At 45.8% G+C, this 24,301-nt stretch carries 23 protein-coding genes; 9 read left to right on the forward strand and 14 right to left on the reverse strand.

All coding sequences use genetic code 11. From position 1 onward, the window contains the following. Window positions 1-22: 22 nt before the first annotated feature. The 3 genes from NST22_RS15955 to NST22_RS15965 are packed head-to-tail and all read left to right on the forward strand — an operon-like array spanning window position 23 to window position 2,650. The gene (locus NST22_RS15955; protein WP_004399130.1) at window positions 23-1,354 is read left to right on the forward strand and encodes a cytochrome ubiquinol oxidase subunit I; all 1,332 of its coding nucleotides are present in this window, start codon (window positions 23-25) and stop codon (window positions 1,352-1,354) included. A 43-nt stretch (window positions 1,355-1,397) separates the two neighbouring features. After that, window positions 1,398-2,438 carry a cytochrome d ubiquinol oxidase subunit II gene (locus NST22_RS15960; protein ID WP_003229071.1) on the forward strand — a complete coding sequence of 347 codons (1,041 nt, stop codon included), beginning with the start codon at window positions 1,398-1,400 and terminating at the stop codon, window positions 2,436-2,438. Between the two features lie 53 nt (window positions 2,439-2,491). Next, a complete protein-coding gene (locus tag NST22_RS15965) occupies window positions 2,492-2,650 on the forward strand; it encodes a DUF1540 domain-containing protein (RefSeq protein WP_003229069.1) in 159 nt (52 codons plus the stop codon). An 18-nt stretch (window positions 2,651-2,668) separates the two neighbouring features. Here NST22_RS15965 and mntD read toward each other — a convergent pair whose 3' ends face one another. The 10 genes from mntD to NST22_RS16015 form a co-directional block, all read right to left on the reverse strand. Further along, window positions 2,669-3,556 (reverse strand): manganese ABC transporter permease MntD, encoded by an 888-nt coding sequence (mntD, locus tag NST22_RS15970; RefSeq protein WP_003229067.1) that lies wholly within the window; start codon window positions 3,554-3,556, stop codon window positions 2,669-2,671. Continuing rightward, on the reverse strand, window positions 3,546-4,853 hold the full coding sequence (gene mntC / locus NST22_RS15975; RefSeq protein ID WP_003229064.1) for a manganese ABC transporter permease MntC: 1,308 nt from the start codon (window positions 4,851-4,853) through the stop codon (window positions 3,546-3,548). The genes mntD and mntC overlap by 11 nt, the downstream gene beginning before the upstream one ends. A gap of 5 nt (window positions 4,854-4,858) precedes the next feature. Continuing rightward, window positions 4,859-5,611, reverse strand: a complete 753-nt coding sequence (gene mntB / locus NST22_RS15980) for a manganese ABC transporter ATP-binding protein MntB (protein WP_004398644.1) — start codon at window positions 5,609-5,611, stop codon at window positions 4,859-4,861. An 18-nt stretch (window positions 5,612-5,629) separates the two neighbouring features. Continuing rightward, a complete protein-coding gene (gene mntA / locus NST22_RS15985; protein ID WP_003229060.1) occupies window positions 5,630-6,550 on the reverse strand; it encodes a manganese ABC transporter substrate-binding protein/adhesin MntA in 921 nt (306 codons plus the stop codon). A 279-nt stretch (window positions 6,551-6,829) separates the two neighbouring features. Next, window positions 6,830-7,945 carry an o-succinylbenzoate synthase gene (menC, locus tag NST22_RS15990; RefSeq protein ID WP_004398737.1) on the reverse strand — a complete coding sequence of 372 codons (1,116 nt, stop codon included), beginning with the start codon at window positions 7,943-7,945 and terminating at the stop codon, window positions 6,830-6,832. After that, window positions 7,942-9,402, reverse strand: a complete 1,461-nt coding sequence (locus NST22_RS15995) for an o-succinylbenzoate--CoA ligase (protein WP_003229056.1) — start codon at window positions 9,400-9,402, stop codon at window positions 7,942-7,944. Before NST22_RS15995 ends, menC begins: the two co-directional genes overlap by 4 nt. Window positions 9,403-9,492: 90 nt before the next feature. Then, entirely contained in the window at window positions 9,493-10,308 is an 816-nt protein-coding gene (menB, locus tag NST22_RS16000; RefSeq protein ID WP_003229054.1) for a 1,4-dihydroxy-2-naphthoyl-CoA synthase, read from the reverse strand. A gap of 34 nt (window positions 10,309-10,342) precedes the next feature. After that, window positions 10,343-11,167 carry a 2-succinyl-6-hydroxy-2,4-cyclohexadiene-1-carboxylate synthase gene (gene menH, locus NST22_RS16005; RefSeq protein ID WP_004398592.1) on the reverse strand — a complete coding sequence of 275 codons (825 nt, stop codon included), beginning with the start codon at window positions 11,165-11,167 and terminating at the stop codon, window positions 10,343-10,345. Beyond that, a complete protein-coding gene (gene menD / locus NST22_RS16010; protein WP_003229050.1) occupies window positions 11,155-12,897 on the reverse strand; it encodes a 2-succinyl-5-enolpyruvyl-6-hydroxy-3-cyclohexene-1-carboxylic-acid synthase in 1,743 nt (580 codons plus the stop codon). The genes menH and menD overlap by 13 nt, the downstream gene beginning before the upstream one ends. After that, entirely contained in the window at window positions 12,894-14,309 is a 1,416-nt protein-coding gene (locus NST22_RS16015; RefSeq protein ID WP_004398674.1) for an isochorismate synthase MenF, read from the reverse strand. The genes menD and NST22_RS16015 overlap by 4 nt, the downstream gene beginning before the upstream one ends. A 289-nt stretch (window positions 14,310-14,598) precedes the next feature. Between NST22_RS16015 and NST22_RS16020 the strand changes: the two genes are divergently transcribed. Further along, the gene (locus NST22_RS16020; protein ID WP_003229046.1) at window positions 14,599-15,318 is read left to right on the forward strand and encodes a yteA family sporulation protein; all 720 of its coding nucleotides are present in this window, start codon (window positions 14,599-14,601) and stop codon (window positions 15,316-15,318) included. Between the two features lie 8 nt (window positions 15,319-15,326). Here NST22_RS16020 and NST22_RS16025 read toward each other — a convergent pair whose 3' ends face one another. Further along, window positions 15,327-16,145 (reverse strand): UTP--glucose-1-phosphate uridylyltransferase, encoded by an 819-nt coding sequence (locus tag NST22_RS16025; protein WP_003229044.1) that lies wholly within the window; start codon window positions 16,143-16,145, stop codon window positions 15,327-15,329. A 171-nt stretch (window positions 16,146-16,316) separates the two neighbouring features. On the opposite strand from NST22_RS16025, the gene NST22_RS16030 reads away from it, so the two are divergent. Genes NST22_RS16030 through NST22_RS16040 form a run of 3 tightly spaced genes read left to right on the forward strand, consistent with a single transcriptional unit; the run spans window position 16,317 to window position 19,776 of the window. Then, window positions 16,317-17,603, forward strand: coding sequence for a UDP-glucose/GDP-mannose dehydrogenase family protein (locus NST22_RS16030; RefSeq protein ID WP_004398478.1), 1,287 nt, complete (start codon window positions 16,317-16,319; stop codon window positions 17,601-17,603). Then, window positions 17,600-18,550 carry an NAD-dependent epimerase/dehydratase family protein gene (locus NST22_RS16035; RefSeq protein ID WP_003229036.1) on the forward strand — a complete coding sequence of 317 codons (951 nt, stop codon included), beginning with the start codon at window positions 17,600-17,602 and terminating at the stop codon, window positions 18,548-18,550. Before NST22_RS16030 ends, NST22_RS16035 begins: the two co-directional genes overlap by 4 nt. Window positions 18,551-18,552: 2 nt before the next feature. Then, window positions 18,553-19,776, forward strand: a complete 1,224-nt coding sequence (locus tag NST22_RS16040) for a glycosyltransferase family 4 protein (RefSeq protein ID WP_003229035.1) — start codon at window positions 18,553-18,555, stop codon at window positions 19,774-19,776. A gap of 73 nt (window positions 19,777-19,849) precedes the next feature. On the opposite strand, the gene NST22_RS16045 is transcribed toward NST22_RS16040, so the two are convergent. Genes NST22_RS16045 through cotSA form a run of 3 tightly spaced genes read right to left on the reverse strand, consistent with a single transcriptional unit; the run spans window position 19,850 to window position 22,486 of the window. Beyond that, on the reverse strand, window positions 19,850-20,281 hold the full coding sequence (locus tag NST22_RS16045; protein ID WP_004399071.1) for a hypothetical protein: 432 nt from the start codon (window positions 20,279-20,281) through the stop codon (window positions 19,850-19,852). A 1-nt stretch (window position 20,282) separates the two neighbouring features. Continuing rightward, complete coding sequence (gene cotS, locus NST22_RS16050) at window positions 20,283-21,338, reverse strand: spore coat putative kinase CotS (protein ID WP_003229031.1); 1,056 nt, start codon at window positions 21,336-21,338, stop codon at window positions 20,283-20,285. A gap of 14 nt (window positions 21,339-21,352) precedes the next feature. Further along, on the reverse strand, window positions 21,353-22,486 hold the full coding sequence (gene cotSA, locus NST22_RS16055; protein WP_003229028.1) for a spore coat protein CotSA: 1,134 nt from the start codon (window positions 22,484-22,486) through the stop codon (window positions 21,353-21,355). Between the two features lie 189 nt (window positions 22,487-22,675). Between cotSA and cotI the strand changes: the two genes are divergently transcribed. Both cotI and NST22_RS16065 read left to right on the forward strand, forming a co-directional pair. Further along, window positions 22,676-23,749, forward strand: coding sequence for a spore coat kinase CotI (cotI, locus tag NST22_RS16060; protein WP_010886600.1), 1,074 nt, complete (start codon window positions 22,676-22,678; stop codon window positions 23,747-23,749). A gap of 79 nt (window positions 23,750-23,828) precedes the next feature. Further along, window positions 23,829-24,296, forward strand: a complete 468-nt coding sequence (locus NST22_RS16065; RefSeq protein ID WP_003229024.1) for a TspO/MBR family protein — start codon at window positions 23,829-23,831, stop codon at window positions 24,294-24,296. The last annotated feature ends 5 nt before the right edge of the window (window positions 24,297-24,301 follow it).

Genomic DNA, 24,301 nt, shown 5'->3' on the forward strand with positions numbered 1-24,301 from the left:
TTTGGAAAGGTGGTTTACGATTGTGGATGATTTAGTTTTGGCCAGAAGCCTTTTTGGCACGACGATGGGCTTTCATATCATTTTCGCAACACTTGGAGTCGGTCTGCCGCTCATGATTTTAGTGGCGGAATTGATCTATCAAAAAACGAAAGATGACCATTATGCGATCATGGCGAAAAGATGGACGAAAGCACAAGCCGTTTTGCTGGGGGTCGCCATACCGACCGGAACGATCGCGGGCACTCAGCTCGCGCTTTTATGGCCGGGATTTATGGAAGTCATCGGCCGGGTGATGTCCCTGCCATTTCAAATTGAAATCTATGCTTTTTTTGTTGAAGCCCTATTCATGTCGATTTATGTATACGCTGCAGACCGTTTGTCACCTGCAATGAGGATTGTTGCTGTTTTCTTTGTGTTAGTCGGGGCAGCAGCATCCGCTGTTCTGATCACGAATGTTCACGCTTTTGAAGGTACGCCCGCCGGTTTTAAAATTTTAAACGGAAAAATTACAGATGTTGACCCGTGGGCTGCGTTTTTTAATCCTAGCTTTTTTATCACTGCCGGCCATGTCGTGCTGTCCGCGTTTATGACTGGTGCGTTTATCGTGGCTTCTGTTGCGGCGTATAAAATGATCCGAACGAGGAAAAAGGAAAGGGTCTATCGCTTTCACCGGAAAGCCCTTTTGCTCGCACTGACGATCGGCGGTATTTTTTCATTGCTGACCGCTTTGAACGGACACGAATCTGCACAGATGCTGTACGAATACCAGCCCGAAAAATTAGCCGGTGCGGAAGGCCTATTTGAAACAAGATCCCACGCCCCGCTCGCTATCGGCGGTTTTACCGACCCGAATGAAGAAAAAGTAAAATGGGCAATCGAGATTCCATGGGCTTTAAGCTTTTTGGCAGCGAACCGTTTTGACACTGTTGTAAAAGGATTAAATGCATTTCCGAGAGATGAATGGCCGCCGCTTTTCATTCACACGCTGTTTAATGCGATGGTTGGTGTAGGCATGCTGCTAATTCTTTATTCCATTATCGGTGTGGTCTGGAGAAAGGTGCTCAAGAAAGACCGTTTCCCAACGTGGCTTTTGATCATTTTCATGACAGCAGGCCCTTTTAGTCTCATCGGCATTGAATTCGGCTGGATTTTCGCATGTACGGGGAGGCAGCCTTGGGTCATCTATCATCTGCTGAAAACGTCAGATGTCGTAACAACGACTGGCTCGATCGGGGTGCTGTTCTTATTTTTCACATTTGTTTATGCCGTGTTAGGCGCAGCTGTCGTCTACGTGCTGCTGTATTATTTCCGCAAGCACCCGGTTGACGAAGATTTAAATACAGCGGAGTCGTAATGGCTCCGCAAACAGGAAACCAAATGGAAGGAAGATCGTACAAATGGAGATTTCAACTGACGCTCTGATCGCCATCTCAATTATCTGGGGCTTTGTGTTTATTTACGCCGTCATGGCGACAATGGATTTTGGAGCGGGATTTTGGTCTATGATCTATTTAAACAAGGAGCATATGAAGGCCACCGATATTGCGAATCGCTTTTTGTCCCCGACTTGGGAGGTCACAAACGTCTTTATTGTGGCCATCGTCGTGGCGCTTTTCAGTTTTTTCCCCGGCGCGACATTTGTGCTCGGCACCGTTTTATTAATTCCCGGAAGCATGATTTTGCTGCTTTTAGCAATTCGAAGCGGATTTCTCGTGTTTTCAAATACAGCAAAGGAGCGGAAAACGCTAAGATATATTTCCGGCATCTCCGGCTTTATCATTCCTGCTATTTTAATTTTGGTGCTTCCTGTGACACACGGAGGGTTTATAGAAAAAACGGATGGAATCTATAACTTAAATATGTCTAAAATCTTTTCAAGCCCCAACGCCTATTCATTTATCGGGTTTGCGATTTTAAGCACCTTATTTTTGTCCTCGCTGTTGCTTGCAGATTTTTCAAATGTGGCAGAGGAACAGGATGCGTACCGAGCCTACAGAAAAAGCGCCCTGATTACCGGCCCGATTTCACTGTTGTTTGCTGTATGCATTATGGTAACTATGCGGAATGAAGCAAACTGGCTGTACAGCGGAATGATGAATGATTTTTCTTGGATTATTGCATCGTTCATTACATTTGTCATTGCTGGAATCGCTCTTTTTCTGCCTAACAAAAGCTTTGGTCAAAACATCGGAAAACCGCGTCTCGCACTTGTTGCGATTGGGATACAGTATTTTCTCGCAAGCTACGCGTACGGGCGGGCGCATCTTCCGTATATGATTTATCCCGATGTGACAGTCATGTCAGGCTTCACAGAGCCAGCAACGTTCAGAGCGCTGTTTGCAACGTATATCGTTGCATTTATCATTCTATTTCCGGGCTTCTTTTTCTTCTGGAAAATGTTTATGCGAGATAAACGCTATATCCGCCAGGAGGAATAGAGGGCAAGCCAGCCGGCTATACTAATCCAGAACCTTTATAAGGAGGGGATGGCATGGAGCAGAAAATTCTATGTGAGGTCAACAACTGTTCTTATTGGGGCAAAGGTAACAAATGCACCGCTGATGCCATTTATGTTGTCAGCCATACTGGTGAAACGGCTGAAAACAGCCGGGAAACAGACTGCAAAACGTTTAAGCCGCATGATTTATAATTAAAAGAAAGAGCTGCATCAGCCAGCTCTTTCTTTTTGCATGTTGAGTGTTCTCAGCTTTTTAGTTATGACCCCGTTTGCAGGTGAAAACAAAAAGGCGCTTGCATAACATACACCTGTCATGGCCGCCATCGCTCCTGAAATCGAAACATTAAGCCACGTTGCGAAGAAATAGCCCATGACCGCCGACAGCCCGCCAATCAACGCGCTGAGAATCAGCATATAAAGAAGCCGGTCTGTCAGCAAATGTGCCGCAGCCGGCGGAACAATCAGCATGGCCACAACCAATACGGCACCCACCGAATCAAAGGAAGCAACAGTCGTCAAGGACAGCATGCCCATTTGCACGTAATGAATGAGCAAAACCGGTATTCCCAAGGCTAAAGCCATTTGAGGATCAAACGAAGCGATTTTAAACTCCTTATAGCACACACTGATCAACACTACGTTTAAAACCAGAACAGATGCCAGCATCCAAAACGCTTTCGGCCCAATATCAACCCCGAATACCGTCACCGTATTCCACGGCACAAAAGCGATTTCTCCCATTAACGAGTGCTCAATATCGAGATGGACATTCGCTCCATACACAGAAAGCAAAATAACCCCGATTGCAAATAAGGATGTAAACACAACTCCTATGGCAGCATCTGATTGAACCCCCTTGCTATGAAGAAGCTGAACCAAGAAAGCCGTTAACAGACCGGTTGCGGCTGCGCCAATAAACATATAAATCCCATCGAGACTTCCCGTCACTAGAAAAGCGCCGACAATGCCAAGCAACACTGTGTGACTGATTGCGTCGGCCAGCATCGCCATGCTTCTCAGCACAAGAAATGTGCCGATCAATCCGCAGCTTACACCGACTAATACACCGGTAGCTATAATCCATGCTTCAAAACTCATTTGCGATCTGTCCCTTCTCGGCATCATGAGACGCTTTTCGACGCTCAGGCATCCGTCCATACAGCTTTAAGAGTGAATAAAGCCGCTCTCTCGTTTCTCTCGGTAAACGGTCCGGGTCAAAGTAGTCCTGATCGGATTCTATATTGGCAAGTTCCATTTCATGCATGAGATACACTTCATACATCCGCTGCTTCAAAGCTGTGTGATAGCCTTTTTCTATCCCTTTGCTTGTGATTTGCCAAATCCCATTTTCGATACGCTCAATGCACCTCTCTTGTTCCAAGTCATTTAATGCCTTAAGGCATAATGAAGGGGATAGGCGTCTTTTCTTTCTTACACTTTCAACAGTTACACAAAGATTATTCTTTTCATACTGTTCATAAATCGCCAAAAGCACTTGCTCCCTGCTTGTTCTGCGCCGCAGCCTCATCAGCCTTATGGCTTTAGCAGCCAATCCCCGCTTAGGCGCGCAAATCATTGAAAAAAGAAAGAGCAGCGTTGCAGATAAGATCATTAATGGCCCTGTCGCCATTCCCTTCATCGTGGTGCTAAGCAGGGTTCCGGCCACTCCGCTGACCCCGCCTGTAATCCCGGCAATGATGATCATCCCGGTTAATCGTTCGGTCCAATATCTCGCGGTTATGGCAGGTGTAATCAGCATAGCCGCCATTAATATCACACCAACAGTCTGAAGCCCAATGACGACAGCACAGACAATCAGACAAGCCAAAAGCCCGTTTAAAAAACGCACCGGGATTCCTAATCCCTTTGCAAACGCGAGATCAAAAGTAATCAATGTAAATTCCTTAAAGAAAACAATACATAGGAGCAGTAGAACAGCGGATATCCCTGCAATAAGGATGATATCCTGCCTGACCAATGAAGCAGCCTGGCCGAATAAAAAAGAATCAAGCCCGCTTTGGCTTCCCGCCCCCTGTTGCTGAATATATGTCAGCAGAATGATCCCGACGCCAAAAAACACAGAAAGAACAATCCCGATCGCCGAGTCCTCCTTTGTTTTTGAAAGCCGAGGAATCAGCTGAATACAAAACGTTCCGAGCAGTCCGGCGAGCGCTGCCCCCAGCAAAAAGAAAGGCAGTGATTTTTGCCCGGTGAACAGAAAAGCGAGACACACTCCCGGCAGAGCTGAATGGGCCATCGCATCGCCGATTAAACTTTGCTTTCTCAGCAGCACAAAGCTGCCCAAAACACCGCTTGCCGTCCCGAGCAAAAGCGTACCGGCCAGCACCCACTGTGTATTCGGATGCTGAAGCTGCAGCCACAAACTTTCAAACATTGCGCTCACTCCTTATGTCCTTCTGCCAGCACTTTATCTTTTAAAAACGTAAGCCTTCCTCCATATGTTTTTTGCAGGTTTTCGATCGTAAAAACGTTTTCCGTCGGTCCGAAAGCGATTTTCCTTAAATGAAGCAGTAAGATCCAATCGAAATAATCCTCGGCGGTCTGCAGATCATGATGGACGACAAGCACGGTTTTTCCTTTTTCTTTGAGTTCTGCCAACAGCGTCATAATCGCGCGCTCCGTCGCTGCATCAACACCTGCAAACGGTTCATCCATAAAATAAATGTCAGCGTTCTGGCAGAGTGCCCGGGCAAGAAACACCCGCTGCTGCTGTCCGCCTGACAGCTGGCTGATTTGCCTTTTCGCATAATCATGCATCCCGACTTTTGTTAATGCGGCCTTCGCCATCTCCACATCCGCTTTCTTTGGCCTCTTTAATAAACCGATTCTCCCGTATCTTCCCATTAGGACGACATCGAGCGGGCTTGTGGGGAAATCCCAGTCAACCGAGCCGCGCTGCGGAACATATCCGATTCTGGTCCGCTGATCCTTATAGTCTTTGCCGTAAATAGAGATGTCTCCGGAAGCTCTGGGCACAAGACCGAGAATCGTTTTGATCAAGGTTGATTTTCCCGCGCCGTTTGGGCCGATAATGCCAATAAGTTTTCCTTCAGGCACCTGCAGCGAAATGTCCTGCAGTACAGGCTTTTTATGATAAGCAACCGTCACATTATCAAGCTCAACAGGGAACATATCCTCCACCTCTTTTCTTTATTTAAGCGCTTTAGTAATCGTGTTGATATTGTGGCGGAACATTCCTTCGTATGTGCCTTCTTTTGTGCCCTTTTCACCCATGGCATCCGAATAAAGCTGACCGCCGATTGTGACTGTATGGCCTTTTTCTTTAGCGCCTTCCACCACTGCATTGATTGATTTTTCAGATACACTGCTTTCTACGAACACAGCTTTTATTTGTTTTTCTGTCAGAAGATCAACCAGCTCCTGAACATCCCTTAATCCATAGTCCGAATCTGTGCTGAGTCCCTGCAGGCCTTTTACCTTAAATCCATACTCATTCCCAAAGTACGCAAACGCATCATGAGCAGTCACAAGCACACGGCTTTTCTCCGGAATATGTGCGATCTCCTTACGCGACCACTTATCTAAATATTGCAAATCTTCTTTGTACTCTTTGGCATTTTTCCGAAAGGCATCTGCGTGCTGAGGCATTGCTTTGCTGAATTGCGCTTCAATTTCATCCACCGCATAGATCCATAACGGAATGCTGAACCAGACGTGGGGATCAAACGTCTTGCCTTCCCCCGCGGGAATAAGCTTATTTTTCGGAATGGCCTCAGCTACTGCCGCCGATTGTTTTTGTTCGCCGATTTTTTGGAGGACATCCTCCATTTTCCCTTCCAAATGCAACCCGCTGTACAGAACAACATCGGCAGACATTAATTTTTTCGTGTCACCTTGGGAAGCTTTGTAAAGGTGCGGATCAACCCCCGGTCCCATTAAAGAGGTGACTTTTACATGCTTACCTCCGATGTTTTCTGCTGCATCGGCAATTTGAGATGTTGTCGCTGTCACTTGTAATTGCTGATCAGCGCTTTTTCCGGCTGAATCCGTTCCGCATCCCGTTAAAGCAAAGGTCGCAAAAAGTACTGCTGCCATCAGCCCTTGTCTCATATTTCTCCTCCTCTTTGCCATCAATGTCCGATTGTTTTATCTTATGTTGTCAGTTCTTAGACATGTGACATTAAATTAGCCAAAAGCATGTTTTATTTACACAGGACAAAAAGTTTCCCTCATGCAAAATTATCGCGTTTGGCCATTTTTGTCAAGCTGATTTACATAAAAAAACCGGCTGGGTCAGCAGCCGGTCCAAACGAGAAGGGATGTATTCAACGAACACTTTTACTGTAACAGCACAGTGTCATTTATTCAAAATAGCAAAATGCTTTTTTCTTAACCATGCTGTGTGAAAACATCCATTTTGGTCACATATTTTCGCATAATATCTTGGTTTACCTCAACCCCTAAACCAGGCTGTTTTGACACAGAAATAAATCCATTATCAATACGAATATCAGGAGTTACAATATCTTCATCCCAATAGCGTGAGGATGAAGATATATCGCCAGGTATTGTGAATTGAGGCAGTGAAGCAAGCGCCACGTTCTGCGCTCTTGATATGCCTGTTTCCAGCATTCCTCCGCACCAAACCTGCATATGATGCTCTTTGCATAAATCATGAATTTTTAAGGCTTCTGTTAAGCCGCCGACACGAGAAGGTTTTATATTAATAATTTTGCAGCTTCCTAGCTCAATCGCCCGTCTCGCATCATCAACTGAACAAATGCTCTCATCAAGGCAAATGGCCGTTTTCAAATGTTTCTGCAAGTGGCGGTGGTCAACGATATCGTCAGCTTGGAGCGGCTGCTCAATCATCATTAAATGATAGTCATCAAGCTCCTTTAAACGGCTGATATCCTTCAGTTCGTAAGAGGAATTGGCATCGGCCATAAGCGGGATGGTTGGGAATCGGCTGCGGATGGCCTTGACCAATTCCACATCCTGCCCAGGCTGAATTTTAATTTTTATTCTTTGATAACCTTCTTTTTGATAGCTCTCAATTTCCTTCAGCATATCGTCAAGAGGCGCCAGGCCGACTACCACCCCGGCAGGGACTTTATCTCTTGTTCCGCCCAATGCCTCAGCAAGGGATACGCCCTTCTTTTTGGCATAAATATCCCATACAGCCGATTCAAGTCCCGCTTTTGCCATCCGGTTTCCTTTATACCGCGCCAGGCTGTCCGGCACTTCTGAAGGGTGATTGAATTCACGGCCGACGACATTTGGGATAAAAAAATCTTTTAGCATATGCAAACATGTTCCAATGGTTTCCTCGGTGTACCAAGGCGAAGAGAAAGCGGAAACTTCTCCCCAGCCTGTGACACCTGATGTATCAATGGCTTCCACGATCAGAAATTTACGCTCTTGAAGCGTTTCGATACTGTTTTTAAACGGTTTCTTTAAGTTCATGCTCAAATGGTAAAGCGTGATTTTTTCTATTTCGATCATAGCAGTTCTCCTTTACGCGCATCCTTCAGCTGATTTCGCAAGAGCTTATTAGACGCATTGCGCGGCAGGCGGTCAAGCACAAAGAATTTTGCCGGAATTTTATACTTCGCCAAGCGTTCTTTGCAGTAGTCAGTCAATTCTCCTGCGCTCACAGGCTTGTGAAGGACAAGATAGGCGTGAGGCACTTTCCCCCATTTTTTGTCCTCAGCCCCTGAAACCCCGGCTTCGGCCACAGCGGGGTGTGAAAGCAGCACTGACTCCACTTCGGCCGGATAAATGTTTTCTCCGCCGGATATGATCAGATCTGAACGTCTGTCTAATACATATAAAAAGCCTTCATTGTCCAAATAACCAAGATCACCTGTTTTCAGCCAGCCATTTTGAAAGGAGGCTTCGTTTGCGCTCTCCCGGTTAAAATAGCTTTTCATGACATTCGGGCCTTTGACCATGATTTCACCGTGTTCATACGGTTCACATACCTGTCCGTCCCGCTCTATTTTGATTTCACACGAAAACAGCGGTTTCCCCGCAGATCCGAGCTTTTCCATGCTGAATTCCGGCGACAGGGTAACAATTTGCGAGCATGTTTCTGTCATTCCATATGACTGAAAGACAGGGAATCCTTTCTCACGGCATTCCTCAAGCAATGGCAGCGGTGCAGGACCGCCGCCGAGAAGAATGCATCTGATGGATTCAGGGCAGCGGTTTGTTTCTTCCAAAAGACTGGCCAGCATAGTCTGCACCGCAGATATCATTGTCACTTCATGCCTGTTGATAGAATGCAGCACATCGCTTACGGAAAAACGCTGGTGAAGCACGACAGTCATTCCATAGATCACAGATTTAAATAATGCGGACAATCCGCTGATATGAAAGAGCGGCAATGCGATAAGCCAGCGGTCTTGTTCTGTTATACCCAAATTAAGAGCGGACGACACCGCACTGAAATAATGGTTTCCGAACGTTTGCTGAACTCCCTTGGGCTTTCCTGTCGTACCCGACGTATACATCAGCGTTGCCGTTGCATCCATTTGCATATAAGCCTCGATCTCAATTTCCTCTGCTGCTTCTTTCATCAGTTCATCCACATCAATCGTTTGAACGATGTGTTCATATTCTTTCTTCTCAAAGCTTGAATCTGTCAATAAAAAGCCGGATCCCGAATCCTCCAGCTGAAACAGCCTTTCATGTGTTGACAGCTTCGTATTCAAAAGCACCGCCTTAACACCAAGCAAAAAACAAGCGTGAACAGCGTATACCATTTCTGCACGGTTTTGGAGCAAAATAGCTGCAGTATCCCCTTTCCGAACCGAATGAGCGGCAAGCTGTTCCGCCATTCGTTTAGACGCGGCAAACAATTCTGCAAATGTCACGGTTTGGTCTTCATAGATGAGAGCGATTCTCTCAGGTGTCAGCTGTGCCCGCTGCATGAGCCAGTTGGGCTGTTCTGTCAGCATGTCATCATCTCCGAGGTAAAATGTCTGTATTGAAAAGAAAACAGCTTGGACCGCAAAGTCTCAAGCTGTTGGTTTACTAGATATTGCTGATCACGGAAAACGAGGGAACTGTCCGAAATCAGGTTTGCGTTTTTCCTTAAAGGAATCACGGCCTTCTTTTGCTTCATCTGTTGTGTAGTAAAGAAGGGTAGCATCCCCTGCAAACTGCTGAATTCCAGCAAGTCCGTCTGTGTCCGCGTTAAACGCAGCTTTAAGAAAGCGCAGTGCGGTCGGGCTTTTTTCAAGCATTTCTTCACACCATTTAATCGTTTCTTCTTCAAGCTGTTCCAAAGGAACGACTGTGTTGACAAGACCCATGTCCAGTGCTTCCTGTGCGTTGTACTGACGGCATAGGTACCAGATTTCACGTGCTTTTTTATGTCCTACAATTCGAGCCAGGTAGCCAGAACCGTAACCTGCATCGAAGCTTCCCACTTTAGGGCCTGTTTGTCCAAAAATTGCGTTGTCCGCAGCAATTGTCAAGTCACATACGATGTGAAGCACATGGCCTCCGCCGATCGCATATCCGGACACCATCGCAACAACCGGTTTCGGGATGACGCGGATTAAACGCTGAAGATCCAATACGTTAAGACGAGGGATCTGGTCGTCTCCTACATATCCACCGTGGCCGCGCACTTTTTGGTCTCCGCCAGAACAAAATGCTTTGTCCCCTGCACCGGCAAGCACGATAACCCCAACGTTTTGGTCGTCTCTTGCGTCAGCAAACGCATCAATCATTTCAGCAACCGTTTTAGGGGTAAACGCATTATGTACCTCAGGTCGGTTGATTGTTATTTTTGCAATGCCATTATACGTTTCATACAATATCTCATCGTATGTCCGTTTTGTTTTCCATTCAGCCATATGATGACCTCCTTTTATTCTCTATGTGAATGAGTCAGATGCTTGTCAAAAACTCACTCACTATTTTACCAAACAATCGCGGCTGCTCCACATGGACCGTATGTCCTGCTTTTGGAACAATCTCTATTCTACTAGAAGGAAGCATCTTATGCACCTCTTGATTGATGGCGCAAAATTTTTCGTCCCACTCCCCGCAGATCAGAAGCACAGGAACATCTATTTCCTCTACACGGCTCCACAAGGAAGGCTGTGAACCGGTGCCCATGCCGGTTAAACTGTTCGCAAGCCCAATCTTATTGTTCCGCAGACGGCCCGATCGTATCCTGTACCGAATATCTTCAGCCAGCCTCTGCTGAGATGAAAACAAAGGGATATTCTCCCAATACGCAACAAACGCTTCGAGCCCGTCTCGTAAAATAAAATCAGCAAGCTTCCGGTCCCGCATGATTCGTTCCCGCCGTTCCCCAAGTGTTTTGAGCCCCGGCGTCGTGCTTTCAAGCACAAGTGCCGATACCCGCTCGGGATATGTCATCGCAAAAGAGTAAGCAAGCCTTCCTCCCATAGAATACCCAATCAATTTCACTTTGTGAAGTTTTAATTGATCAAAAATCTCGGCAAGGTCAGAAACTTGCCGGGTTGTGCTGTATCTTTTCCCATTCAGCGGGGCATCGGTTTCCCCATGCCCTAAACAATCAATTTTGATCAAACGGGAATCAGGCAGCATTTCATCAAGAAAAGTCCATGATTGTTTGCTGCCGGTAAACCCATGCAGACAGACGACGGCTTCGGAAGCATTCGGTCCCTCGTCTGCCACTGCATATCGGACACCATCTGATACCGTTATGTTTACAGTTCCCATTGTTTTTTCACTTCCCGCACAGCCTCATTCAGCATATCGCGATGAAGCTGGACTCTTGATTGGCGATCCGTTTTGATTTCAATCAAATGGAGTCCGGGCTTGTCTGCCTGCGGCGCGTAAGCTGTTTTGAATTCATCCCAAGAAGCCGGGCATGAATACGTTCCGCCGTAAAGTGCAGCCGCATGCTTGAAATCGAGCCCTGTCGGTGTGCCGAACAAATCTTCAAAGTGTGTCTTCTCAGAAGCCTGCGGCAAAAAGGAGAAAATCCCTCCTCCGTCATTATTGACAAGAATCACAGTAAGAGGAATACCCAGCTTTTTGGCCGCCAGCAGGCCGTTTAAATCATGATAAAAAGATAAATCTCCAATCACAAGGGTAACAGGCGCTTTTGTTCCTTCACATACCCCCATGGCAGAGGAGACGACACCGTCTATCCCGTTTGCTCCCCGGTTTGAATAAATCCGGAAAGGGCGGTCCTGCTTTTCAAAAAACGTATCAACATCCCTGATCGGCATGCTGTTTCCCACAAACAGCGAGCTGTTTTCAGGCACAAGATGCTGAAGGATTCGATAGAGATTGCCTTCAAACGAAACATCTTCACTGCTGATTGTTTGCAGATGCTCGCGGAACCGCCCATTGACAAACTGCCACTTTTCCAGCCACTCTGAGGATCTGGTGGCAGCAGTAAGGCCTGCCATGATCTCCTCAGCAAAAACAGACGCATTACAATGAATCATATGCGCGCTTGCCTGTGTCGGGTCTCTCCACCCTCCATCCTCGTCAATCACGATTTGCTGAATCGTCGGATCATCCTTAAGCCATAAGAAAACCGGTTTTGAAACAGGCATCGGTCCAAACCGAATGACAACATCAGGACGGAGTTTCCGCTTCAGCTCATCATCTTTTAAAAACGAATCATACGCATCAATAACAGTGCTTTTATCATGAACACCATTCCGCAGATTAGACAGCGGATCTGCTAAAATTGGATACTGAAGCGCTTTTGACAGCGCAATAATGTTTTCCTTGTCCGCATCACTATGGAGCTCTCCACAGACGATCATTCCTTTTTCAGCCTCTGCGAGCATCTCAGCCACATCAGACAGGGACTCTCGGTCAACAGACTGCGTACCCGTTTTCACAGACACATGACGGCCTGTTCTCATTCTTCCAAACGGCTCATCTGAAAGATCCGGCATCAGCGGTTCGCGCAGCGGCACATTCACATGGACAGGCCCCATCGGGCGCTTTTGTGCTTCTCCGGCAGCGCGGCTTGCCAGCGTTCGGATGTATCTCAGCATTTGCGGAGACTCTTCAGGAAGAGCAGAGTCTGTGAAAAACTTAACAAAGTTACCGAATAAGAAGTGCTGATTAATAGCCTGCGGTGCGCCTACTTCGCGCAGCTCATGAGGCCGATCAGCAGTTAACACAATAATAGGCACCCTTGAATAATGGGCTTCAACCACAGCCGGATAAAAGTTGGCCGCGGCTGTTCCAGATGTACAGATCAATAGTACGGGACGCTGCTTCGCTTTTGCCAAACCTAATGCAAAAAATCCGGCAGACCTTTCATCAATTTGGACATGGACGCTGATATCGGGATGCGCAGCACAAAGAACAGCCAGCGGTGTAGATCTTGAGCCCGGACAAACGACGGCGTCCGTAATTCCGGAAAGGGCGAATTCATCAATAAAACTTCCGATGTAATGAGTAATCGGGTTGACTGTCAACGCCTCTCACCTCCTAATGCAGAGATCATCGGCTTCAATTTAATCTGTGTTTCTTCATATTCCGAGATTGGTTCCGAGTCTTCCACAATACCGCACCCGGCAAACAGCCTTGCTGTGCTTCCTTCGATGAGCCCTGAACGAATGGCGACCGCGAATTCCCCGTTATCCTGGCTGTCAATCCAGCCGATAGGGGCCGCATACCAGCCGCGGGACATCGGTTCAATCTCCCTGATCACGTCAACAGCTTTTTCCTGAGGTGATCCCCCAAGCGCGGGAGTGGGGTGCAGCTTCTCAATTAAGTCAAAAATCGAAGCAGACTCGCGCAGCTGTCCGACAATCGGCGTAAACAGGTGCTGAACGCTTTTTGTTTTGTACAAAACAGGTCCATCAGGCTTTTCAACCTCTGAACAGCTTGATACAAAAGCATTATGAATCATACCTACCACAATATCATGCTCAAGCAGGTTTTTCTCATCGTTTAATAATTCAAGGCCTATCCGGCGGTCGTCTTCTTCATTCACGCCTCGTTTAATGGAGCCTGCCAGACAGGAAGACATGACAGTGCCGCCGTCTCTTTTGATCAGTCTTTCCGGAGACGCGCCGACAAAGGTTTTGCCTTCTTGTTCAATTGCAAAAACATAGCTTGTCTGCTGATCGTCCAGAAGCGTTTTAAGCACCGGTTCAATTTGGATTGGACCGTCAAACGTGAGCAGCAGCTCTCGGGCAAGAACAACCTTATCATATTGTTTCTCTTTAATTTGGCTTGTGGCCGTTTCGATTGCTTTCAGCCAATCATCCTTATCCAGCTCTTCGGCTGCTGCAATCACAGCCTGATCTTCTTGCTTGAAATCGGGAACCATAAATTCCGCCGCAAAAGCTTTTAAGCCTTCTAAAACAGCTTCTGCGTCTTCTCCTCCGCTTACCCATCTGTTAACTGTTAAGAACGGGCCTTCAGCAGTCATCGTCAGCATAAGCGCAGGCACAAAGAAATCCCCTTCCGAGAAATGGTCCCATTGTGAACCTCTTTCTTCGCAAGGGTCAAAAGAAAATCCTCCGAATAACACAGGTCCCACTGCAGAATGCTGCAGCTTTTCTTCTTCATAAATATGAAAAGCCGTCTTTTTAAAGCGCTCCCATTGTTCAAAAACCTCACGATACCGCTCGCTGTTTTTTTGATTTGTCTGGAAAACCGCTTCTTTGCCAAGACCGACTATTGTCAATTCACTTTCAGGATCTGACCAAAAAAATCGATTGCCTGTATATTTTTTTGCTCCGTAATTGAAAAATGATAGAGGGTCAAGAGACTCGATTTGTCTCGAATAGCTTATTAAGACAGCATGGTTGACTTCTTTGGCTTTATGTAATGCATGTAGAACTTCCTTTCGGAACGTACGCTGCACCGTTGTCACCATGAGACATTCCTCCATAATCCTTAAAATGCTTTTAATACCATACACCTGTGTCTCCTTTGTGTCAAACACAGATCATGCAGTCCAAATGGCCTGCCTTACCTATTATAAACCTAATTTCAGAAATGAAAAAGAAACAAAGCTTAAATTTCTTTCTCCACTGATAGCAAAGGTTGTATCCGCTTACCATAAAAGGAAAACCTCCTATATTCCTCCACCCGCCATTTATGAAAGTTCTCAGGCGATCTGTTCATACTAAAGGTATGCATCACAGAGAAACGAGGCGATCACATTGCTTACGAAAGAACAGCTTCAGCATTTAAAAAATGAACTGGAACAAACGAAAAAAGATATCTTAAACCGTTTCAAAGACAATGATCATTTTCAGCTTAACTCAGCCTTTCCTTATGATTCGTGGGGTGAGCTTTCGGCATACGACAACCATCCCGGCGATCAGGCGACAGAACTTTACGAGCGTGAGAAAGACATCGCTCTAGACTTGCATGAGAGAGAGCACCTTCGGGACATTGAGCATTCATTGAAGGCGATAGAAAACGGTACGTATGGCATTTGTGAAGTCAGCGGAAAGGAAATCCCTTTCGAACGACTTGAAGCGCTTCCGACTGCCACAACCCTCGCGGAGTATTCGTCACAGGACGTGGTTTCCAAAGACCGTCCGATTGAAGAAGAAACACCATTCGGGCAATTTGAATTTGATGATGATGAAGAAATCAGAGCGCCATATGACAGTGAGGATTCCTATCAGGATGTCGAAAAATATGGGAACTCACAAACGCCGCAGGATATGGAAAACCCTCCGCTCAGCTATGATGATATGACGATGAATGCCGAAGAGAATATCGGCAATACGGAGTCTTACGAAAATTTCATCGCTACAGATATCACTGGGAAAGAAATTACCGTTTATCAAAGCAGAGCCCATGAGCGCTATGAAGAAGAACTTGACGAAGAGGGAATCATGACCACATTCGGCGATCTCCACGCTGATTGAACCCCCAATTATTGGGGGTTCTTTTCCGTTTTCAGCATATCGTAAATCAGCTTCAGATAATCCTTTTGCAGGCCGATGTCATACCGCTCGCCCTCTAGCAATTTCCCGTATACGGTACATGCCCCGAGCGAAGCTTTTATCGCATCCGTTACCTGCACTTCTCCTCCGCTATCAGCTTCTAATGCCTCCAGCTCATTAAAAATATCCGGTGTGAAAATATAACGCCCTGCTGCGGCAAAATGAGACGGAGGGTTTTGTTTAGGCTTTTCCACAATATCCTGTATGCGATAAAGCCCTTTTTCAACAGGCTCCCCTTTTATCACCCCGTAATGATGTAAATCCTCCGTTTTTGTTTCTTTTAAGCCGATCACACTGGACTGATATTTCGTATACGCTTCAATCAGCTGCCCCAAAGCCGGCTGATTGGCGGAAAAAATCAGATCATCTGGCAAAACGACGGCAAAAGGCTCTCCTCCTGCAAATTGCTTTCCGAAAGAAATGGCGTCGCCAAGACCCTTTGCATAAGGCTGCCGCACATAGTGAATCCGTATATCCGGAATGGGATGCTCTCTAAGTAAATGCAGTTTATTCTTAGAGGCCAAAAAAGCCTCAAGTGCCAAAGAGGAATCAAAATAGTCGACAATCAGATTTTTATGGCTCGATACAACCATCAAAATGTCCTCAATGCCTGACTCCTTTAATTCTTCAACAAGATAATGAATCACAGGCTTAGATCCTACCGGAAACATTTCTTTCGGAATCACCTTCGTCACCGGCAGATTTCTCGTGCCGAATCCGCCTGCAGGAATGATCGCTTTTTTTATCATGGTATTTTCCCCTCAGCTCATGTTTATTACATGATATTCCAAGAGCGCATCCCGATGTTTGTACATCTGAAATTAGGCGGAAGCAACTGGGCAGAAAGCGGAATCACGAACCAGCCCTTTTTTAATAGGATATTGATATATGACCAGTAATCTTGTAAAGGAGCTCAGGTGATGAAAATTTGTGTGGTTGGCGCCGGGTATGTCGGTTTAACCCTATCAGCGGCACTGGCATCCATCGGACATGACATGATATGCACAGACAAAGACGTCAAAAAAATCGGGCAGCTGAAAAAAGGAGTCATTCCCTTTTACGAGCCTGGGCTTTCAGATGCAATACTTCGTTGCGGCAATCTCTCGTTTTCTTCTGAAGTGAAATCGAGCATGGAGGAATGTCCCGTTATTTTTATCGCAGTCGGAACTCCGCCGCGTTCGGACGGATCAGCTGATACGAAAGCCCTGCAGTCCGTCATCGGTGATTTAAGCGAGGCGATCCGATCGTATAAAACCATTATTACGAAAAGCACTGTTCCGCCCGGGACAAATGAAAACATAGCAAAACAGCTGATTGCCTCCGGAGTGTCTAAAAACCTCTTTAATATCGTATCCAATCCGGAGTTTCTGCGGGAAGGCAATGCCTTATATGACATGCTGCATCCTGACAAAACAGTCATCGGTGTTCAGGAAGAAGATCACGTATCGGCAGCCATCGTCAAATCCATTTACAAACACATTGATACCCCTTTTATCGTTACAAGCTTAGCGGGAGCAGAGCTGATCAAATATGCCAACAATTTCTTTTTAGCGGCCAAAATTTCGTTCATTAACGAAATGGCCCGCATATGTGAAGCCTATCAATCAGATATCTCAGATATTTCCCGCGCTATCGGTCTAGACCCAAGGATCGGGAAGCACTTTTTGCAGGCAGGCATCGGATACGGAGGCTCTTGTTTTCCAAAGGATCTGCAGGCGCTGCAATTTGCTGCCCAGGAAAAAAACACGGAGACCTTCCTGCTCCGGGCCGTGCAGCACATTAATGACACCCAGCTTGGCCTGTATATCAAAAAAATACAGTCATTCTTCGAAACACTTCAAGGCAAGAAAGCGGCTGTACTCGGCATTTCCTTCAAACCGAATACTGATGACATCCGGAATTCTCAGGCTGTCAGACTGATGGAAAGGCTGGCGGAGCTGGGATGTGATGTTCATGCATATGATCCTGAAGCTGTACTTCCAGAACATTTGCGGCAACATGTAACTCAGCATTCTCAAGCTTTTGATGCGATCGAAGAGAGTGACTTTTTATTTTTGGCGACAGAATGGTCTGAGTTTTTAGCGTTTGATTGGAAAAAGGCTGCAGATATCATGAAAGGGCGTCTTGTGATTGACGGACGCAACGTACTAAAAAAAGAACTGATCGAGGCTTGCGGCCTGATCTGTACGGGAGTTGGCCGTCCATGAAAATACTCGTCACAGGAGCAGCGGGCTTTATCGGCTCCCACCTCTGCGAAGAATTACTAAAAGATAAGAAACATAACGTTATCGGAATCGATGACTTTATCGGTCCTACTCCATTTTCCTTGAAATTAAAAAACCTTAAAAACCTGCTGCCGGAAAAGCGATTTACGTTCATAAAGGAAAATCTGCTGACAGCCGATCTTGCTTCCTTACTGGAAGGAGTGGACGTCATCTTTCATTTGGCGGCCATACCGGGTGTCCGCTCAAGCTGGGGCAATCATTTTCACCCATATGCCGCACATAATATCCAAGCGCTCCAAAGGCTCCTCGAGGCGTGCCGGGAACATTCTATTCAAACGTTCGTCTTTGCATCCACCTCTTCCGTCTATGGCGAAAAACAAGGAAAAGTCAGCGAAAACACGTCGCTTTCTCCTTTATCTCCGTACGGGGTAACAAAGCTTACGGGAGAAAAGCTTTGCCATGTGTATAAACAGAGCTTTGGCATTCCAATTGTGATTCTCCGTTTTTTTACCGTATACGGGCCAAGACAGCGGCCGGATATGGCTTTTCACCGGCTCATTAAGCAGCACCTTCAGCAAAAGCCGCTTACCATCTTCGGTGATGGGCAGCAGTCAAGAGATTTCACTTATATCAGCGACTGTGTCAAAGGCATCACCGCTGTTCTTGGGAAACCCCACCTTATTGGTGAAACAGTAAATATCGGCGGCGCAGAGCGTGCCTCAGTCTTAAAAGTTGTCTCCCTCATTGAGGATATTTCCGGGAGAAAAGCAACACTGCACTTTTCGGACAAAATAGCAGGGGAACCGAGCAACACGTGGGCGGATATTTCAAAAGCAAAACAGCTCTTGCATTATGATCCCGCCACATCCTTAAAGGATGGCTTGACCAACGAAATCGCCTATTTATCGTCGCTGTATCAGGGGGAATAAAAATGAAGCTTGCCTTTATCTGTACAGAAAAGCTGCCGGCGCCCGCAGTACGCGGCGGCGCTATTCAAATGATGATTGACGGTGTCACGCCCTATTTCAGCAGCAGGTACGACCTGACCATTTTTTCAATAGAAGATCCATCGCTCCCAAAAAGAGAAACAAAAGACGGCGTACATTATATCCATCTGCCAAAAGAACATTACCGCGAGGCGGTAGCCGAAGAGCTGCGAGCCTCTTCCTTTGACCTCATTCATGTGTTCAACAGGCCTTTAAATGTCTCTTTATATAAAAAAGCCTCACCAAACAGCAAGATCGTTCTGAGCCTGCATAACGAAATGTTTTCTGAAAAAAAGATGACCTTCGCGCAAGGAAAAGAAGTACTCGACAATGTCTCCATGATCACAACAGTGAGCGAATTTATTAAACAAACCGTCATTGAACGTTTCCCTGAAGCCGAGGACATCACAAAAGTTGTGTATTCCGGCGTTGATTTAAACTCTTATCCGCCCGTCTGGACGATGAAAGGCTCGGCTGTCAGAAAAACATACCGGAAAAAATACGGTATTGAAGATAAAAAAGTTATTTTATTCGCCGGCCGCTTAAGCCCGACAAAAGGGCCTCACCTTCTCATTCACAGCATGAGACGGATTTTGCAGCAGCACCCTGATGCTGTACTGGTCATAGCAGGCGGGAAGTGGTTCAGCGATGACAGCGAAAACCAATATGTCACCTATCTGCGCACGCTGGCGCTGCCATACAGAGACCACATAATCTTTACAAAATTCATTCCCGCAGACGATATCCCAAACCTTTTTCTGATGGCAGATGTATTTGTGTGCAGCTCTCAGTGGAACGAACCCCTCGCCCGTGTGAATTATGAAGCAATGGCGGCCGGCACGCCCTTAATTACCACAAACCGGGGCGGAAACGGTGAAGTCGTAAAACACGAAGTCACCGGCCTTGTCATCGATAGCTACAACAAACCTTCTTCATTTGCAAAAGCAATTGACAGAGCCTTTACAGATCAAGAATTAATGAACAAAATGACAAAAAACGCCCGAAAGCATGTAGAAGCTTTATTTACCTTTACCCATGCTGCCAAAAGGCTCAATACTGTTTACCAATCCGTTCTGACCCCGAAAAACAAACAATTTCCGCCGCCTTTTCTGACGCAAAATTTTGATTTATCATCTATCAATCAGCTTTTTGTGAAAGCAAAAACATAAAACCTACAGCTCGTGTTGCAAAACGGGCTGTTTTTTCGCTACAGAGAACTTAAAAAAAGGCATAAATGTGACTTTATGCCTTGCGCTTTACAGTTTGAGAAAACCATGGAGCTGGTTTAGATTCACTTGGAAGAATGATGATTTCCACTTTAGCTTCTTCCGCTAAGTCTGGTTCTTCATCTTCATCCTCTTCTTCATATGGGGGCGCTGAGCGTTTCGAATCACGCTCCTCCTCAGGCTCCAGAGTGGTTTCGAATTTTGTTTCTTCTTCATCATCGACGATTTTGCGATCTGTTTCCTTTTCCTTCGTTTCTTTTTGATATTCTTTCGGTGCATTGATGTGAGGGAGCTCTCGAATGCTGCCCACATCTAAATGCTTCTCCTCTTCTTCCTTCTCAGCTGAGATTGAGTCATGAGCCTGCCATCCCATCGGTCCAGGCGGTGTAAATACGAATTGGTCGAGGTCCAGTTTAGAAATAGAGGCTTTTTGTCTCGATGACCTCATGTCAATTCGCCTCCCGATACGCTTTTATCTTTTTATACAGTTCCGGCAGTTTATCCAAAAACGAATCTTTAGATTCTTCAACAGAAATCATGTTTTGCAGCGCCCAGTTATACTTCTCATCTGACCACGTTTTCTTTTGCTTCAAATAATATTTGTGCCCGATTGCACAGAACAAATGCGGAAACGCGAGATCAATCCAAAGTACCTCGTACTGTTTTTCTGTGAGCGGATACACTGCGTCGTAGGCCGCAAGCAGTGCAACCATGAAATCAGTATCCCATACAGAAAGCTTAACCATCACTTTATTCAGCAGAATACGAAGGTCTCTTGACGGCAAATCGTAGGTAATCGAGTGAAGCTCCTTTAAAAAAGGCTCCCCTTCGATCTCAGTCAAACGTGCCAATGTAAAATCCTGAAAACAGAATCCGCCATGCTCGAGTGTCTCTTTTGTCCAGGTTTCGTATTCTGAGTCATCAAGCGCTCTGAGAGCTTCTTTTCCTCTTGCCAGCATTTTATCAGCATGTTTTAAGAAAGTTTGCGAAAATACGTCATCAGGATAGGATGCTGCGATCTGCATATTCCCTTCAAGTTCCTGCAGCTTCCAACGGTACAATTTGTGCCATTTTCCCAGCCTGCTTCTCTTCTTGCTTTCATCTGTGCAAACATATCCTTTTGAGGCATGATGAAAATGGCCGGCAAATGACATGACTTTTTTCATTTGCTCTGCATCATAGTAAATCATTTCTTTTCCTGTCACTTTGTCATATAAACTGTAAGAAACCTGATCCGTGCCCAAGCAGCTACCGCCATTTTTTGTTTGATGAATCGGCGCTATCGGCAGCCCTTTCTCTTGTAAATGGGCGTGTGCCTGAGTGATAAAAAGCATCCGCTCCGGTTTCATTTGCGCTTCTTTTAGCAGCTTTGGGCCATGATCAGTTTCGACTTCCCAGATTTTGCGCCCGCTTTTGTTCGATTTCAGCGCCACATGGTCGATATGAAACGGATAATAACTGAGAATTTCGGACACAATCTGTTCTTCATGCTCTTTTTGGTACACTCTGTTCACCCCTTCTATCTGTTCTTTTCATAGACGCTGAGCAGATTTTCAGCCACCCTCTGCCAGCCAAAATTGCTTTCTGCCTCACGGCGGCTGTATTTCCCAAGCCGTTCCCGCTTTTCCGAGCTGCTCAGCAAATCATTGATACGTTCGGCATATTGTTTAGGATTTTCAAAGTCATGAATGATGTAGCCGTTTTTCCCTTCCTCTATGACCTCTGGATTGCCTCCCCGATTGCTTGTAATAATAGGAAGTCCCGCAGCCATCGCTTCATAATGCACCCTTGCTAAAGGCTCCTGCCATTGCGAAGAGCATACAAATACATCTGACATGGTATAAAGGCGCGGAATGTCCTTTGGCTTCACAAATTGAATAAATGTGACATGATCCTTTTGCATCGCACCAAGGGTATGAAGATGTTTGACATAGTTATTTAATTCATTATCTCCGAACCATTTTGACCCGATAAACACCATCATGACATCGGGGTGCTCCTCAATGATGTCCGGCAAAGCCTGCAATAATATGTGCGGGCCTTTGACTTTGCTAAGCCGGCCGACAAACAAGACGATTTTTTTGCCGTGAAGCCCCAGCTCGCTTCGCATCTCTTCGCGAGCTCGCTGCCCTTCATTCGTCCAGCGAGGGTGGTACGTTTTTAAATCCACACCAGAATACACCGTTTTTGTTTTTGATCGTGCTGACGGAAAACGGCTTGTGATCGTCTGTCCGATATAATCGCTGACCGTAACAATCTGCGCTACGGAGTCGATGCAAATCTCGCCTTCCGCCTGGCTGATTTTATCGTAAGCGAACATTTCATTGTGAACGCTTAAAATAAAAACAGCATCCGGCGCCTGTTTCTTCAATTTCGGAACCCAGCTTGGGCGATTACAAACATGCACAAGATCAAAACGGCTCTTTTTCAGCTCTGCTCCAACGGCTTCTTCATAACGGTCTTCATCCAAATGCACATAATGGACACCGTCTACCTTCTCTCTATCAGCGAGATTCGGATCTTTAATAGAAAACACAGTCACCTCATGTTTTTTTGCAATTAAAGGGGCAACCGCTTCGAGGTAGATTTGAATGGCGCCTCCTCGAACCGATGGGACAGGAAGCTTCTCTGTGGCGATCAGTGCTATTTTCATACATAGCCTCCATTCCTGCATGATTTTTAACTAGTTAGAATCATGATACGGCTGAACAACCAACTTGTGCGGAATGGGACTGCCCTAAAAACAAAACGGGTAAACAACCAGATTCATCTATTAAATATAGTCAAATAACTCAATCATTTTTTCCTTTTGATTCATAAGGTAGGAGTAAAACAGGTAAGGATGTGTCCTTTAATGGCAGAAAACCATGAAGTCATTGAGGAGGGGAATTCATCAGAGCTTCCTTTATCAGCAGAAGATGCAAAAAAATTAACGGAGCTGGCTGAAAATGTGCTTCAAGGATGGGATGTGCAGGCTGAAAAAATAGACGTCATTCAGGGAAACCAGATGGCGCTTGTCTGGAAGGTCCACACAGACTCCGGCGCGGTTTGTCTAAAACGAATACACAGGCCAGAAAAGAAAGCGTTGTTTTCCATTTTCGCGCAGGACTATTTAGCAAAAAAAGGCATGAATGTTCCTGGCATACTCCCAAACAAAAAAGGCAGCCTATATTCTAAGCACGGCTCATTTCTATTTGTCGTATATGACTGGATCGAAGGAAGACCGTTTGAGCTGACTGTAAAGCAGGACTTGGAGTTTATCATGAAAGGCCTTGCTGATTTTCATACAGCTTCCGTCGGATATCAGCCGCCAAATGGCGTTCCCATATTTACCAAATTAGGTCGCTGGCCGAATCACTACACGAAACGATGCAAACAGATGGAAACGTGGAAGCTGATGGCGGAGGCGGAAAAAGAAGATCCTTTCTCACAGCTTTATCTTCAGGAGATAGATGGCTTTATTGAAGACGGGCTGCGCATCAAAGACCGGCTTTTGCAATCGACCTATGTTCCATGGACTGAACAGCTGAAAAAAAGCCCTAACCTTTGCCACCAGGATTACGGAACCGGGAATACACTCTTAGGAGAAAATGAACAGATTTGGGTCATCGACTTAGATACCGTATCATTTGATCTGCCTATTCGCGATTTGCGCAAAATGATTATTCCGCTTTTGGATACGACGGGTGTTTGGGATGACGAAACATTTAATGTCATGCTGAACGCATACGAATCCAGAGCCCCATTAACTGAAGAACAAAAACAAGTCATGTTTATTGATATGCTGTTTCCTTACGAGCTTTACGATGTCATTCGCGAAAAATACGTCCGCAAGTCTGCTTTACCGAAGGAAGAATTAGAATCAGCTTTTGAATATGAACGCATTAAAGCAAACGCATTGCGGCAGCTTATTTAAGACCATCATTTCCCCCGCATATCGGGGGTTTGATATTTATAAGATAAAGGGTAATTAAATACATGCGGAGGTTGCAAATATGAAAAAGATTGTCGGCGCTTTAGCCGTTTTTGTGATTACATATGCGCTGTTTTCAGCCGCAGGCTACCTGTTTCCTGTGGACCAAGAATGGTACAATTCATTGAAAAAACCGGACTGGACGCCAAGCGGAACTGCGATCGGCATCATTTGGGCCATCCTGTTTGCCCTGATCTCCCTTTCAGCAGCCATTGTATATGCTGCGTTTTCATTTAAAGGTGCGAAAAGCTTTTGGTTTACACTTTTGATAAATTACGTGCTCAATCAAGCCTTCAGCTATTTCCAGTTTACGCAAAAAAATCTGCTGGCTGCATCGCTTGACTGCCTGCTTGTCGCCATCACAGCAATCGTATTACTGATCATTGCCAAAAAATACAGCAGAGCCGCAAGCTATCTTCTTTTGCCTTATTTTTTATGGAGTGCATTTGCGACGTTCTTATCCTTTACAATCAATTCAATGAATCTGTGAACAAA

Source organism: Bacillus sp. PS237 (assembly GCF_037963345.1).
In the GTDB taxonomy this organism is placed as follows: Bacteria; Bacillota; Bacilli; order Bacillales; family Bacillaceae; genus Bacillus; species Bacillus subtilis.